We start from the raw sequence: 13,832 nt of genomic DNA, 5'->3' as shown, positions 1-13,832 counted from the left end.
GAATTTCACCCTGAAACGAGCGACAGACCAGTCCCCCTCCTTCGAACGCAGATCGACGGTGACCACTGCGGCGCCTTTTTCCGCAGCCTGTTAAAGAAATTCCCGCGCAAGAGACGACAGCCTACGAGATAGGCGGGAATGTTGGAACGATTCTGAACAACGAGGAATGGTTCCTCCTGATCACTGCCGTCCTGATATCTTTGCCATTGCCAGGTGATCGACGCCGACAATGATTCCTTCGACTTGAACCGGTAAGTGACGAGAGCCACTCCCGACGCCAGCAGCGAAGAGACGATAACCGGAAGGAGCGAAGCTGCGACTTTCGAGTTTGCAAGTGGTTCAAGAGTTGCCACGATGTCTGCCAGTGTCGTCACAGGCCCAACCTCATTCGTGCAAACTTCATAAAGGCGTTGACTGCCCGATAAACATCTATCCCTCCAGCATTTAGCTCGGCTATTTCCTCGTGGGCTTTAGCGGGCTGTTGATGGCGGGGTATATCAAGGTGCCATGCTGTTAAGGCATTTGGGTTATTAGGAGCATCGACCAAGTTTGAACCGTATGTGTCGGAGAGTGAGCAGATTTTAGCATAGACGGCTTCCCAGCGCTTTTGGAGGGTCGGATCGTTGAACTCATATTGTGCACCATGCCAGTAGGATACTTCCGCAATGGGGTTAGTGGCCGAGATCGGAAGGTCGATCTGAAAGTCATGAGTGCCTAGGAATGTCAAAGCATCTTGATTGAGAGTCGCGGTAATCGTGGCATATAAATCACGGTCATGCTGACTGACATGCACAACTTCAGATAGTTCAGACCAAAGCCACGCAAGGCCAGCCAAGAAACATGGAACGACTTTCTTCCAGTCTATAGCCGCGCTGCTATTAAATTGAGGATCGAGCGCGATTATGAGTGAACCGATAAATATAAAGGCTAGGGTAAGCCGCCCCTTGGCCGTAGGCAGCCATGCACGCGCCAAATGGATCATAGATTTCTGACCTCATCGATATAATGGTGCGCCTGCGTTTTGACCGCGTCGCTCCCTTCATAGGATGTAACCTCAAACCCGAGGGGGCAACCGCGTTAAGCTACAGCTTGGAGCCCCTTGCGCTGGATGATTGAAAGTAGTCTTAAAGCAGGACCACCCGGGCGTTTAACGCCGCGTTCCCAATCGGAGACAAGGTTTCGCGACACATTGAGGTATGCAGCAAACACGGGCTGCGAAACATGCTCACGTTCGCGGATTGCCCGTATCTCATCGCCAGCCAGCATGGGAACAGGTGATAGGCATGCGCTATCGAAAGATTTTAGCGTAGCCTGAGAAACCACGCCTGCGTCGTGGGCGTCGCTCATCATCTCGTGAACCGCACCCGCAATGTCACTGCGATAGCTTTTATCCACCTTCGTTCCCATCATCGATCTCCATTAGCGCTCCAGAGCTAACCAGGCGATCAAGCTCATCATCACTCCACCGAAAGGCTTTGGTCGCAGCATCGCGCAAAATCGCAAGGTCTGCCTTTGAGATGTTGGCCTGCGCGCTCTTTGCATAACCAAAAGCAAATACGGCTCGGTCACCTTGCCGGTACAGGATCAGGGTGCGGTAGCCTCCTGACCTGCCACCACCTTCGCGAGCCACGCGCTGTTTAACGACGCCGCCACCAAGGTCTGCATCTACCAGCCCGTTTTCTGCTCGCTCTACGGCCTCCTTCAATGCGGCGTCGGAAATTCGCTCTTTCCGGGCGAACCGTTCAAACCATCGATTTTTCAGGACACGGGTGATAGCCGCTCTCCTATCGAGAGATATATAACACTAAGTGTTATGGATCAAGTGCGTTGCCCTTAGGATGACGGGCGGGCGTCAAGCTGAGACTTAGTTGGCCGCTGCGGCTTCCAGGCTGGCGATGCGCTCGTAACAAATGCTGGCAACAATGCCTTTCAGCACCTCGACCTGGTCCGCAAGCCAGTCCAGTTCATCCGCTTCGATCTGGTAATGCTTCGAATAGCGAGCCTTGATGTAGGCGTCTTTGAGCTTTTCAAAGCGCTTCCGATCATCGCGCCGCTCCCGTGGCCAAGCCTCAATCAGCCGTACGTCAAGCTCCTCAGCCATAGAGCGGAGCGCGGATAAGCGATGGGTGTGTTGGCGTGTACAACGTGAGCGTAAGCAGAACGCCATGGTAAAGCCGCTCGGCGGCTTGGTGCAGTTCGAACGCGGCCTTATTTCCCCAGCCTCGTGCGGCAGCCTCGCGACCTTGGATCAAGAACTGATCCGCGCTCGGTATCCAGTCCTCCGCATATTCGCGGGCAAGTGCGAGGGCATCTACCGCCGTTTTAGGCTTTGGCTGAGCCAGTGCATCATCGTCGGCCTGATAAATGACGATGCCATCGCGGGCGATATCGGTGAAGAAATATCGCCCTTGGGAAAGGGCATCGTTCACCTCGCCAAGTGTATGGACGATGAAATTCACGGGAGTTCGAAGCGTGCCGGTCACCGCTCGTTCTTGGATAAGCCGCTCGTCTGCATGGCTCCAGTAAGTGCCAGCATCAACCAGCTTCTCATGACTGACGATAATCAGTAGGTCGAAGTCGGATCGGTATCCCTTGGCTGTGTGTGGTTCCTCGACCCAGCCACCGCGCGCGTAGCTGCCGAACAGGATGATCTTGAGAATGCGCGCCTGTTTCTTCCAGGCTTGTTGGGCGAGCGCGACGGCGTCGCCAAATTCCTCGAATATGAGCTTGACCACAAGCTCCAGTTCGCGGCGCTTTGCCGGGGGCAGATGATCGAGATCGGTTCTCACGCTGTTCCCATAGCAAGCCAAACCGGGCGATGCACCCTTTCGCGCGCATCGCCCAGCACAGGCTTACCCTTTCTTTTTCTGGAGTTCTTCTCGTGCCCTGCCGATCTGCCTGATGCCGATCAGAAGGTGGCGCCGGAATTTGCGCCGCGAGATGTGCAGCCGCCTGCATATCCTTTCCGGGGGCCATCCGCGCGCGACCCGCAACCGGACGATCACAATGGAAAGCCGGGTCATGCGCGGGGCGGCGATGAGCCAGATGCGGCGGCCCATTTCCTCATCCGCCTTTGTCAGCGGCTTGGGCGAGTAGATCAGATCGCTCATGCCGCCTCTCCCTTTTCGGATGGAGATAGTTCGCGCCGTCGCCGAGATCGTGTCGCCTGTGCCATGATGAGCGAGCCGATGTGCTCGGCGCTTTTCAACATAGTGTCATCGGCCAGATGGGCATAGCGGGCTGTCGTCTGCACCCGCCTATGGCCCAAGAGCCGCGAGACGGTGAACAGCGTCTCTCCTGACATGATAGCATGGCTGGCGAAGCTGTGCCGCAGGTCATGGATACGCAGAGCGGTCGGCAATTGTGCGTCACGGCGAACCGCCTTCCAGACCGTGCGGATACGTTCGTAACCATCAAGGCCGGGAAAAGGGAACACAAGGGCGGTATTGCTTGCCGACAGCCGCGCTTTGCGATGGGCAGCGAAGAACCGGCGCGCCGTCGTCCCAAGAGGAACGTCACGCGCGCCGGTCTTGCTATCCCGGAGCCGCAACCGATCAGGCAGTACTTCGCCCCAGGTAAGGCTTAGCATCTCACCAGCGCGGCACCCAGTCAGCGCCAACGCGGCGAGAGCTTGCGTTGCCAGGCATTCCGATTTTGAGCGGAAGGTGAGGGCCGTTCCAAGTCGCGCAAGCTGGGGTTTGGAAAGGAACGTGCCTCGCGTGCGACGTCGATTGTAGCGCACGCCAGACACTGGGTTTGCCCAATCGGGGGGCATTCGATTCCATCGCTGCGCGCTCGCCAGCATCTGCCCGAGTATGCCCAACGCTCGGTTTGCGCCGCCGGGGCTGGTCGCGCTGTAGCGTTCGAACCAGCGGATAACATCGGCGCGCGTTATCCGGGCAATGGGTAAAAGGCCGAACGCCGGGATCAACTGGTTGCGGACATAGCTGCGATAGGAGCGGAGGCCCGAGGGCTTCAATCCGACCGCATGACGCGCTTCGTGCTGGACGCAGAACTCGCCAAAGCGCAGGCTTGTCGGGACTGGTGTGAACCTCCCAGAGAGTACCGCCGAAGCAGCCGTTCGAGCCGCCTTGAGGTTTATTTCTGGATACTGACCGATAGACACGCGGGTCTGGCCGTCAGTTGAGCGATGCCGGACAATCCATGTCTTGGTTCCGCTCGGACGGACGCGCAGGCTGAGGCATCGTTGCCGTGCATCGCGGATGACGTACTCCCGCTGCTCGGGTGCTGCGCTGGAGCAAATGGCCTCCGTCAGAGATGCTTCGAAGTTAGGCATAGCACACCTCCGAAGCTTCGCTGGACACGATGGGTGTGGCCTGTTTCGGGGGAGGCGTGGAGCGGAATGAGGCCCCGTCAGTGCCAATTTCCGCGCCGCGCATGGCCTGATCAATCAGCTTGGAAACGCGCCCTGCCGACTTCACAAGCGAGGCGGTTGCAAGGTGGGCATAGATCAAGGTGCTGTCGATATCGTGGTGTCCAAGCAGCGCACCGACGAACTTCAAATCGATGCCATTCGACACCCCGACCGCCGCGAAGTGATGCCGCAAATCGTGGAGCCGCAACGCGGGCGCTCCTGCCTCATTTCGTAGGTGCGACCATGCGCGATCCAGTGACCTTCGCGGGCCATTTCCAGAGCGAGACGGGAAGACCCATTTCCCGCTTCCAAGAGCACGCCGCCGTTCGATGATTTCCCGTGCAGGGGTGTTGAACCAGATGGCGCGGGGCCCCGCTTTCGCATCTTCCAGAACGGCGCACGGTCCCTCAACCGCATCCCATTCCATGCCGAGGATTTCCATCTTCCGTGCGCCTGTCAGCATCAGCAGGCGCACAGCATCGCATGCGTCGGGGTCATGGCCCGCATAGCGGTCGAGCGCAGCCCAGAGTCTTGCGATGAGGTTTGGCGACAGGTGGCTACCGCGCGTTGATTGGGCTTTCTTGCGCAGACCCTTGCATGGGTTCGAGCCGGGAGGGCGAAGGCCGTGGTCCTCCGCGTAGACCATCATGCCCGACAAAGTGGACAGCGCCATGCGGGAGGAGGTGAGGCGCTGTTCCAGTTCGGTAAGCCATAGGACAACATCGGATCGGGTCATGCCGCTCACCGGCTTTTCACCAAACGCGGGCACTATGTGCAGGCGCGCTACCATCTCCATTGTCCTGCCGGTCGAGGCCTTCCAGCGCCGGTTTTCGCCGAAGGCGAGATAGCCTGCCATCACTTCGCTGACCGTTGCGTTAGCGGAGTAGAGGGCAGGGACGGCGCTGTCGGTGGGCAGCGCGGGCGTGGCGTTGGAGTGGAGGGTGCGGGCAATCGCCACAGGCACCTTGAGAGCGTCGCCCAGAGAGCGGCGGAGGGTCTTTCCTTCATGGGTGCCTAAAGTGACCCAGGATCGCGCTCCAGAGGCTCGCAGGCGTATTGCGAGGCCGGGAGCCTCAGTATCGTGGATCAGATATTCCCCGGCATCGGGGAGGGGCAGGGTGGAAATGTCTACGGATGCCAAATCGATTCGTTGTGTGCGTCGCATGGCGGCGCTCCTTGAAACCCGGCTCACGAAAGCCGGTTGATGTGCGCCCCGGAAAAAACTTCCCCGGGGTACACTGGGATTTGGCGGCAGCATCAGATCGAGCGGTGCTGCCCTGACCCTTGATCCCGATTGGAGCCTTGGCCGCCGCAGCGGAAAAAGGCTTATCGGTTCAACCCTTTGACCCGCCAGAGGGCGGATTTAGGGGCGCAAGAGCAAGCTCTTGCGATGGGTTCGACTCACACCCTTGCGGGTGAAAGAAGGCATGCACCGTACGCACGGGTGCTTCGGCCAATTTTCAAAGCAATTATAGTATCTTATATGCGCCAGACTTGGCTGACATGCTCAGCTATCCGCGGCTGACGCGTCCGCCTGGATTTTATGCGCTTCCCTCAAGGGCCTCAGATCGCAGCGGATAACCTGTCCGACATGTCCGACCACGGTAATGTTCCAGAATCTCGGCCTCAGTCTGCCTACAATCGTCTCGGCATTGAGTGCGCGAACGGGATGGGGTAATCTGTCTGCGCTTCAAAGACAGTTCCGGTCGAGCCTCTGCAAAGGGATGCTCGACATGACCCGCATAAGCGTACGGCTCGATCCGGAGCTTCACGACCGGCTGCATCAGCGCGCCGCTGGTGCGCAATTGCCCTTCAGCGAATTCATCCGGTCTGCACTTTCTGTCGCGGCCGATCAGGATGGCAGGTACGTCTATTCCTCGCAGGACGAGATTCTGGCGACCTGCATCCAGACCTTTGCAATCCTTGCCACATCGCTTGGCGACAGAGCGCCCGACACACTCGCCAAGGGCATGGCGCATGCCAGGACGTTACTCTCGCAGCGCGGACTTCTCGATCCCGAGGGGCGCTCATGAGCATCTTTCGGAACGACACCCTCGGGTCCTGGACGAGGGGTGGGCAGGCGATCGTGCACAACGTCCGCATGACAACGCAGGTCTTCTTCCAGACCTTGCTGGCGGGGATAGTGCTGTGGTTGATCGGCACCGTCTGGTGGGCGCTTGAACATACGAGTGACTACCAACGGTTCGTCCTCGCCAAGCTCATCGAGGCGACCTTCAAGACCGACGCGGCGCCCGGGACGAATGATCCGGTCCAGTTCAGGACGCCCGGGGGCAAGGCGTACTGGACATCGGCTGATTGGCTGATGGCCTCACCCCTCGCCAAACAGTCCCTGCACGCGTTCGAACGGGCCCTGATTGAGGGAGCACTGTTTGCCGGGATATTCGCTGCGGCAGCGCTCGGTGTCGCTTGGTTCACCTTCACGAAAACGGGACGAGGTCTGGGGTCGAACGAATATCTGCGTGGGGCCCGCTTCGGCACGATCCGGCAGATCCGCGCACTGCTTCGCAAGCAGCCTCGGGGAAGCTTCTCCATCGGCGGTGTTCCCGTTCCCGGTGCCTTCGAGCCCGAACACATACTTCTGTGCGGGGCACCTGGCACCGGAAAGACGAACCTCATCGTCAAGATGCTGGATGGCATCAGGACTGCCGGTAACCGGGCGATCGTCTACGATACGGCCGGCACTTTCGTGGAGAAGTTCTACCGCCCCGGGCATGATGTAATCCTCAATCCGCTCGACAAGCGAACGAGCCGCTGGTCGCCCTGGGGCGACGTTCCGCGCGAGTACCATTACGACCAGATCGCCGAATCCACGATCCCCGACAAGGGCGGCGATCCCTTCTGGGCAAAGGCTGCGCGCGGTACACTCGTTGCGGTCCTGCGCAAGCTCGCCCGCGAACGCGAGATGCTGGTCTCGATCCTCCTGGACTGCCTTCTTCGCTCCCGGCTGAAGGATCTGGCCGCGTTCGCTGCGGGGACAGACGCGGCCGCTTTCATCAGTGTCGAAGGGGAGCGCACGTCGGCGGGCATTCAAGCTGAACTCGCTTCTGTCATGCGCTCATTCTCCTATCTCGACGACACCCGCAAGGGGCTCTCGATCCGTGAATGGGTGGAGAACGAGGAGGGCGACAGTTGGCTTTTCATCACCGTCAAGGCGGACCAGCTCCCTTCCTTGCGGCCCCTCATCACGGTGTGGCTCGACATCGCGATATCCGCCATCATGAGCCTCGCACCGGACCGCGAGAGACGCCTTTACTGTGTTATCGACGAGCTCCCCAGTCTACAAAAACTACCTTCCCTGTCCGACTTTCTGGCGCGTGCCCGGAAGTACGGCGGCTGCGGAATTCTGGGTTTTCAATCCTACCCGCAGCTGGAGGCAACGTACGGCATCCAGGATGCGGCGGCGATCACGGGATACTGCTCCACCTGGGTTGCCCTGCGGGCGAACGACACCCCGACCGCGAAGCATGTCTCGGAAAACCTGGGGCAGGTCGAGCAGGTCGAAGCCAATGAAGGGATGTCCTATGGCGTGAACGACATGCGCGACGGCGTGAACCTGTCCCGAATGCAGGTGACGCGTCCACTCGTGATGCATACCGAGGTGACCAATCTTCCGAACCTGTCCGGCTTTCTGCGCTTTGGGCGCAATCTGCCGGTCGTCCGGTTCGCTGACACTTTCAACACCGTGCCCTCGATCGCGGAGGGGTTTGTCGAGCGGGATACGCCGCCTGAGCGAGATACCGGCGGAATTACCAGCGCAGCCAAGGAAGGTCCACGCGGTCGCTCCAACGCCACTGCGGAGCGTGAACCAGATGTGCAACCAAACCTGTTCATTTCAACCCCGGAGGAGATACCTGCGACCGATATCGCCTCGAAGACCGAAACGAAACCTACGTCAAAGACTGAAGCGCAAGCCGGCGCGCTCCCTCAGATGCTTGCCCCCATTCGGGGCGGCATCAAGGTCGATCTTAACGTATTTGACCGGGAAAATGGGCCCGTGCATCAGGCCCGTCCGGCATGATCCACCCGCGCCGCCTCAAGGGGGCCGCGAGCAACATCGCTCGCTACTACACCGTCGGCGATTACTACACCAAGGGCGCCGACGAGCCCTCGGAATGGGGCGGGGCTCTCGCTGCCGAACTCGGCCTTCACGGCAAGGTCGATGCCGAAGTGTTCAAGGAATTGCTGGCCGGCCGGGTCAATGGACAGCAGCTCGGACGTCACCGTGCCGATGGTGAAATCCAGCACCACCCCGGGTGGGACTTCGCGGTCAATGCGCCGAAGTCCGTGTCGATCATGGCGCTCGTCATGGGAGATGAGCGGATCCTCGCCGCACATGAGCACGCCGTGGGCGTAGCGCTATCCTACCTGGAGGAGCACGCCGGCCTTCGCCGGCGAGAGAATGGCGAGATCAACCACCATACGACAGGCAGGTTGCTCTTTGGGCGCTTCACCGAACATGCAAGCCGAGAGCTTGATCCGCACCTTCATACGCATGTCGTCGTCATGAACATGACCAACGCCCGGGCCGGTGAGGAAATGTCCAGTCTGGAGACCCGTGCGATGTACGCGGAACAGATGGTCGCAGGACAGGTATACCGCAACGAACTGGCGCATGAACTGCGGCGGAGCGGGTTCGCTATCGAATTTGATCCCCGCCGGGGGCTGTTCGAGATTACCGGTGTCCCGGGCGAACTGATTAGCGATATGTCGCAGCGCGCCGAACAGATCGACGCTCATGCAGCCGAGCATGGCCTGACGGGGCAGGCCGCGCGCCGCCGGTCCTTCTACCAGACGCGGCGCGCCAAGGCGAAAACCAGCCTGGAGGGGCTGAGGGAACGGTGGGATGCGCGTGCATCCAAGCATCAGCCTGCGCTGAAGGCTGTGCTCGACCGCTCTCTGGAGGTGGAGGCATCACAGGAAAAATCACTTAGCCTTCCGGGGGACGCCCGACGCGCAATGCTGTTCGGGATCCGGCAGGCTGAAACGCAGGAAGCGGTTAACAACCTGGGCCGGATGCTTCGCTTTGGTCTCGCCTCACATGTCGGTGAAGTTCGGCTTTCCGATATCAGGCCCCTGATCGCCGAGCACGAAGCCAGGGCGAAAATCCTAGCAACGAAAGAGCCGACCGGGGACCGCCTCCACACGCGTGGACGCACTACCAGGAAGACAGCGAGAATGGAAATGGCGCTGGTCTGGCACATGGCACTTGCCACCGATGATGCGAGACCACTGGCGACAAGCGATCGTCTTCTTCGGGTGCTTGAGGTGGCCGGTCTGCGCCCGGCGCAGGAGCAGGCGCTGGTCGATATCGCACGTTCGAGAGATCGTGTGGCAGGGATCCACGGCGTAGCGGGGGCTGGTAAATCCACACTCATTCGAGCGCTTGCGCAGGCGGCGGCGCCGGAGCATCAACTCATTGCCCTGGCACCCACCTCTTCGGCTGCGGCGAACCTGGGGGCCACCGCAAGCATACCTTCCCGGACGGTGGCCAGTCTTCTCGCAACCGGGGGGAGGGGCCTTTCCCGTGACCACGTGCTGGTTCTCGATGAGGCAGGCCAGCTGGGCAGTCGCCAGGCTCTGCGAATTCTGGAAATCAGCCGCGAAACTGGCGCTCGCCTGATCCTGGTCGGTGACAACAAGCAAACAGGCGCCATCGAACAGGGCAAGCCATTCTGGCTGATGCAGCGCCTCGGTCTCCCTACCGCGCAGTTGCCTGAATCGCTGAGACAGGAAACGCGGTCAATGAAGGCCGCGGTGACGTTTGCTCGAAATGGAGATTATGCATCCTCGCTTGCGCATCTGGACAAGGTGGAGAGTGGCGGAGAGACCGGGCAACTCGCACGTAGCCTTGTGGACCAGTGGACGCGGCTTAGTCCACAGAACCGCGAAACCACGAACATTCTTGTCCTTGAGAATGCCACGCGCCTTCGCGTCAATGCACGTATTCGCGAAGCTTTGAGACGCGAAGGCATTCTAGCGGCGGAAGACACGCGTCTCGATATCCTGGCGCCAGCTGGCCTGTCAGACCAGCAGAAGCATTTTGCGAGGTTCTATTCCGGTGGGCAGGTCGTGATCTTTGCGCGCGACAATGCTTCGCGCGGGATCGCTCGCGACACCGAATACCGGGTCGTCGGGCTTGGACGGGATCCGAACAGGCGGCAGATCATCAGGTTGGTAGATGAGAATGGCCGCATGATCAGGTGGGATCCTCGTCTCGGCCAAGTCCGCCACGTTAATGTCTTCAATCGCGAAGAGCGTACACTCGCCGCAGGCGACCGTATCCAGTGGCGGCTCGTCAATCGGGAGCTGGAGCTGAAGAACGCCGAGCGCGGCACGGTTATTGCCCTTGATGGGAGCCGGGCCACCATCCGCTGGGATCGGGACGAACGTGTTGCCGATGTCGATCTTGACCGGCACAAGACCTGGGATCACGGCTATGCCGAGACCGTGTTCTCCGCGCAGTCCAAGACGTATGCCCGTGCCTATGTGCTGGCGCCGGTGAATTCTGCTCTGGTGACGGGGCAGAACTTTTACACCGCAATCACCCGGGCACGTTTCGGGGTTAAGCTCTGGACCGAGGACGCGAAGCGCCTCGCCGAGAAGCTCGAGCGCTTCACAGGTGAGAAGTCGTCATCGTTGGAGGGTCTTGGGCGTCTCGATCGAAGTGCAATGAGCACAATTCGTGATCGTCACGCGGCCTCTTTGGCGCGATCCCGCAACGACCAAGAGGCTGCCCGGGAATTTCAACGCGATCGAGAGCTTGAGCGCAAAATCGACCGGAGGCCGGGAGCGCCGCGAGGCGCAGGGCGAATTGCCGGCAGTGCGAAGGCAGTTGCGGACATGCTCGACGGTCTTCTCGTGCGCATCATCGCCAAACAGACTGCAGAGCGCTCTCCAAGTCGCACCGAGACGACAACTCACCCCCATGGAAATGGAAATCATGCCAGGAGGCAACAGCGACATGACCGATGATCCCAATGGCATGCCAGTTCACCATTGCCGCCGCGCGACCTCTCGCTTCTTGGGCGCATTGATCAGCGTGACGCTTGCACTCCATCCGTGTTCGGCAGCCGCTGTCCCTGTCGCGGCGGGCGAGATCGAGATCGCCCGGTGCATCGGTTCGGTCGCGAATGGCCGTGTCTGGCTCGAGCGGACGCTTTGGGGGCTCCGTGATCAGGAGGCAGGGTGGATCGGCGCCGAAGTCAGGAACAGCAACGGGACGCACGATCTGGGGCCGCTTCAGGTGAACAGCTGGTGGGTGCAACGGATTTCCGAGCTTATAGGCCGCAGGCCAGAAGTCATCCGTTCCTGGCTGGCAAACGATGCGTGCTTCAACGTCAGGGCCGCCAGCTGGATCTTTCTAAGCGGCCTGGCGGTGAGCAAAGATTATTGGCGGGCGGTTGGAATCTACCACTCTCCGACGCGATGGCGCCAGGCCCGTTATGCTCACGGAGTCGCGGTACATATGAGGCGGCGGTTTGGTGAGCAGGTTTTTGCGACCTCGACTGCGAACCTCGTCGCGGCGGAGCCCACGGTTGGCCAAGTGCGCATCCAATTCCCAAAGGTTCCCTAATGGCACTTTACCCGGACGCGCTGGTAAAGTGCCATCTGCGGTAAATGGTCGGCGCGAAAAGAAAAGGGATTCACACAGAGTCCCGGGTGTGCTTGATTCATGGTATGTTCCAGCTTGATCTATTCGCCAGCGGGAAGACCGCCGACGCCAAACCCAATCCGCAGGGGCGCACCGGCGTGCCAGGCATTCTGGAGCGTCTGACTGAGGCGTGCGAGCGACCGCGATATGCTTACATGGTGCTGAACCTTATCGCCCAGGCAAGCAGCGGAACTGGTTCTGCAGGCCCCTACGTCGTGAGCAGCGACCGGCGGATGACCGTACGCGAATGGCTGTGCGATGCCATCGCTCCGATCGGGCGCCGGGATCCGAATGGTGTACGAATTTCTGAACGTGTCAGGAAAGACCTTGCCGGCAAGGGAGAATTGCCGGACGACCACGCCCAGGCAGAGCAGTTAATCGAGGAGATCGTTCGTGAGCGTCTTCGAGCCTCGGGCCTGACGAACGTCAGTCGCGCGGTATCCGAGCTCGTCCGCGCAGGTCTCTTACACCGACACTATCAGGGATATCGGGTTGATCATCAGAACCGCGGGGCGCAGCGGTTGGCGGTCTATACGCTGACGGATGAGACACGGCAGGCGCTCAAGCTCACCTGACCGCGATTATTGCAATGATGCTGATGGGCCTCCGAACGCCAGCGTCTGCCAAGCCGGTGCGCCACGCCATCAAGCGTTTTTCCGCCTGTTCAACTTAGCAGGACACTTTACGGTTATCCGATGGACCGGGTTTTATGCGTATCTTCCATTCTTCGCGCTGATCCCCATCGTTGGCACCTTCTGGGTGTGGTCGCGGCACTGGAATTGCCGGACTGCTGGATCGGCGCAGGCTTCGTGAGGAATGCGGTGTGGGACCATCTCCACCAAAGATCCGCTATGCCGATCTGCGGTGATGTCGATGTAATCTGGTACGATCCACGTCGTGCCGATGCGATCCATGACAGAGAGTTTGAAGCGCTGCTGAGAGTTTCGGAGCCGTCCATCATCTGGTCGGTCAAGAACCAAGCCCGGATGCACGTTCGCAATGGCGATGCGCCTTATAGTTCCGCGACCGATGCCATGCGGTTTTGGCCCGAAACAGCCACCGCGATCGCCGCACGCCGCACACACGCAGGTGACTGCGAGATTGCGGCCCCGTTCGGTCTACACGACATGTTCGACCTCGTTCTGCGTCCAACGCCCCGCTTCGAGGAAGATAAGCGCTCAATCTATGAGGAACGGATCCAATCGAAATCATGGCGTGATGCCTGGCCGCTCCTCACCAGGATTGAAATCTGACGCAGCAATGCGGCGCCTCCCGTCACGGCACGTTTCAGGTTCCCGCCTCGGCGAGGGTGTGCCTAGGTTCTTAGGGCGCTCAACCGGATACTTCTGCTGGCGCCTGACCGTCCATGGGAGCCATCGCGATCGCGTGCGATGTGTCCTTGAACAACGCGACGCTTCAGTCTCGCTCCCACGGTGGGACGCCTTTGAATGCTTCGCTCAGGAAATTCACCATCAGCCGTACTTTGGCGGAAAGATGGCGGCGGCTGGCGTAGAGCGCCAGGATGTCGATGTCCGGCAGGCGCCAGCCAGGCAGCAACTGCACCAGAGTGCCCGCGCGCAAGTCCTCGCCGATCAGGAAGCCGGGTTGCCAGGTGATCGCCTCGCCGGCGAGGGCGACAAGACGGGCGGTGTCGCCGCTGTTGGTGCGCAGGCGCGTCCCAACGCGCACGCGCGTCTCGGCGCCGTCCGCATCGAGCAGCGTCCAGACGTCGGGCTCGGGCGCATAGCCGTAGATCACGCAGGCATGATCGACGAGATCGGCGGG

14 protein-coding genes and 1 pseudogene are annotated in these 13,832 nt (G+C 60.2%); 6 read left to right on the top strand and 9 right to left on the bottom strand.

The window, feature by feature from the left end; genetic code table 11:
* Positions 1-5 precede the first annotated feature (5 nt).
* The 8 genes and pseudogenes from LH128_RS33030 to LH128_RS02345 all read right to left on the bottom strand — a co-directional run bounded on the left by LH128_RS33030 (position 6) and on the right by LH128_RS02345 (position 5,540).
* Positions 6-374: a hypothetical protein gene (locus tag LH128_RS33030; protein ID WP_172704895.1), complete on the bottom strand. Its 369-nt coding sequence runs from the start codon at positions 372-374 to the stop codon at positions 6-8.
* On the bottom strand, positions 371-982 hold the full coding sequence (locus LH128_RS33025; protein WP_172704894.1) for a hypothetical protein: 612 nt from the start codon (positions 980-982) through the stop codon (positions 371-373). Before LH128_RS33025 ends, LH128_RS33030 begins: the two co-directional genes overlap by 4 nt.
* A 95-nt stretch (positions 983-1,077) precedes the next feature.
* Positions 1,078-1,410, bottom strand: a complete 333-nt coding sequence (locus tag LH128_RS31830) for a helix-turn-helix domain-containing protein (protein ID WP_008827972.1) — start codon at positions 1,408-1,410, stop codon at positions 1,078-1,080.
* Positions 1,388-1,762: a type II toxin-antitoxin system RelE/ParE family toxin gene (locus LH128_RS31825; RefSeq protein ID WP_327195030.1), complete on the bottom strand. Its 375-nt coding sequence runs from the start codon at positions 1,760-1,762 to the stop codon at positions 1,388-1,390. Before LH128_RS31825 ends, LH128_RS31830 begins: the two co-directional genes overlap by 23 nt.
* Before the next feature lie 102 nt (positions 1,763-1,864).
* Positions 1,865-2,789, bottom strand: a pseudogene (locus LH128_RS02360) (HEPN domain-containing protein).
* 63 nt (positions 2,790-2,852) lie between these two features.
* Complete coding sequence (locus LH128_RS02355) at positions 2,853-3,110, bottom strand: helix-turn-helix domain-containing protein (RefSeq protein ID WP_008827970.1); 258 nt, start codon at positions 3,108-3,110, stop codon at positions 2,853-2,855.
* Positions 3,107-4,297: a tyrosine-type recombinase/integrase gene (locus LH128_RS31820; protein WP_083910057.1), complete on the bottom strand. Its 1,191-nt coding sequence runs from the start codon at positions 4,295-4,297 to the stop codon at positions 3,107-3,109. Before LH128_RS31820 ends, LH128_RS02355 begins: the two co-directional genes overlap by 4 nt.
* Entirely contained in the window at positions 4,290-5,540 is a 1,251-nt protein-coding gene (locus LH128_RS02345; protein ID WP_172704892.1) for a tyrosine-type recombinase/integrase, read from the bottom strand. Before LH128_RS02345 ends, LH128_RS31820 begins: the two co-directional genes overlap by 8 nt.
* A 559-nt stretch (positions 5,541-6,099) precedes the next feature.
* Between LH128_RS02345 and LH128_RS02340 the strand changes: the two genes are divergently transcribed.
* The 6 genes from LH128_RS02340 to LH128_RS02315 all read left to right on the top strand — a co-directional run bounded on the left by LH128_RS02340 (position 6,100) and on the right by LH128_RS02315 (position 13,300).
* On the top strand, positions 6,100-6,408 hold the full coding sequence (locus tag LH128_RS02340; RefSeq protein WP_248006465.1) for a ribbon-helix-helix protein, CopG family: 309 nt from the start codon (positions 6,100-6,102) through the stop codon (positions 6,406-6,408).
* Positions 6,405-8,414 carry a type IV secretion system DNA-binding domain-containing protein gene (locus tag LH128_RS02335; RefSeq protein ID WP_008827966.1) on the top strand — a complete coding sequence of 670 codons (2,010 nt, stop codon included), beginning with the start codon at positions 6,405-6,407 and terminating at the stop codon, positions 8,412-8,414. The genes LH128_RS02340 and LH128_RS02335 overlap by 4 nt, the downstream gene beginning before the upstream one ends.
* Positions 8,411-11,368, top strand: coding sequence for a MobF family relaxase (gene mobF, locus LH128_RS02330; RefSeq protein ID WP_008827965.1), 2,958 nt, complete (start codon positions 8,411-8,413; stop codon positions 11,366-11,368). The genes LH128_RS02335 and mobF overlap by 4 nt, the downstream gene beginning before the upstream one ends.
* Positions 11,358-11,969 (top strand): lytic transglycosylase domain-containing protein, encoded by a 612-nt coding sequence (locus LH128_RS34015; protein WP_008827964.1) that lies wholly within the window; start codon positions 11,358-11,360, stop codon positions 11,967-11,969. Before mobF ends, LH128_RS34015 begins: the two co-directional genes overlap by 11 nt.
* A 104-nt stretch (positions 11,970-12,073) precedes the next feature.
* Positions 12,074-12,622, top strand: coding sequence for a hypothetical protein (locus LH128_RS02320; protein ID WP_037517263.1), 549 nt, complete (start codon positions 12,074-12,076; stop codon positions 12,620-12,622).
* A 186-nt stretch (positions 12,623-12,808) separates the two neighbouring features.
* Entirely contained in the window at positions 12,809-13,300 is a 492-nt protein-coding gene (locus tag LH128_RS02315) for a nucleotidyltransferase family protein (RefSeq protein ID WP_309141605.1), read from the top strand.
* A 163-nt stretch (positions 13,301-13,463) separates the two neighbouring features.
* On the opposite strand, the gene LH128_RS02310 is transcribed toward LH128_RS02315, so the two are convergent.
* Positions 13,464-13,832, bottom strand: a 369-nt coding sequence (locus LH128_RS02310) for a LysR substrate-binding domain-containing protein (protein ID WP_008827961.1), incomplete at its 5' end; no start/stop codon positions are given.

Source organism: Sphingomonas sp. LH128 (assembly GCF_000293195.2).
Classification (GTDB): Bacteria; Pseudomonadota; Alphaproteobacteria; order Sphingomonadales; family Sphingomonadaceae; genus Novosphingobium; species Novosphingobium resinovorum_A.
The sequence above is the reverse complement of the archived record's forward strand: the minus strand, read 5'-3'. Positions and strand labels throughout refer to the sequence as shown.

Excerpts from the sequence above, each read along its gene's own strand:
- LH128_RS33025 (WP_172704894.1), bottom strand. The coding sequence starts at position 982 with ATGATCCATTTGGCGCGTGCATGGCTGCCTACGGCCAAGGGGCGGCTT.
- LH128_RS31830 (WP_008827972.1), bottom strand. The coding sequence starts at position 1,410 with ATGATGGGAACGAAGGTGGATAAAAGCTATCGCAGTGACATTGCGGGT.
- LH128_RS02355 (WP_008827970.1), bottom strand. The coding sequence starts at position 3,110 with ATGAGCGATCTGATCTACTCGCCCAAGCCGCTGACAAAGGCGGATGAG.
- LH128_RS31820 (WP_083910057.1), bottom strand. The coding sequence starts at position 4,297 with ATGCCTAACTTCGAAGCATCTCTGACGGAGGCCATTTGCTCCAGCGCA.
- LH128_RS02345 (WP_172704892.1), bottom strand. The coding sequence starts at position 5,540 with ATGCGACGCACACAACGAATCGATTTGGCATCCGTAGACATTTCCACC.
- LH128_RS02340 (WP_248006465.1), top strand. The coding sequence starts at position 6,100 with ATGCTCGACATGACCCGCATAAGCGTACGGCTCGATCCGGAGCTTCAC.
- LH128_RS02335 (WP_008827966.1), top strand. The coding sequence starts at position 6,405 with ATGAGCATCTTTCGGAACGACACCCTCGGGTCCTGGACGAGGGGTGGG.
- mobF (WP_008827965.1), top strand. The coding sequence starts at position 8,411 with ATGATCCACCCGCGCCGCCTCAAGGGGGCCGCGAGCAACATCGCTCGC.
- LH128_RS34015 (WP_008827964.1), top strand. The coding sequence starts at position 11,358 with ATGACCGATGATCCCAATGGCATGCCAGTTCACCATTGCCGCCGCGCG.
- LH128_RS02320 (WP_037517263.1), top strand. The coding sequence starts at position 12,074 with ATGTTCCAGCTTGATCTATTCGCCAGCGGGAAGACCGCCGACGCCAAA.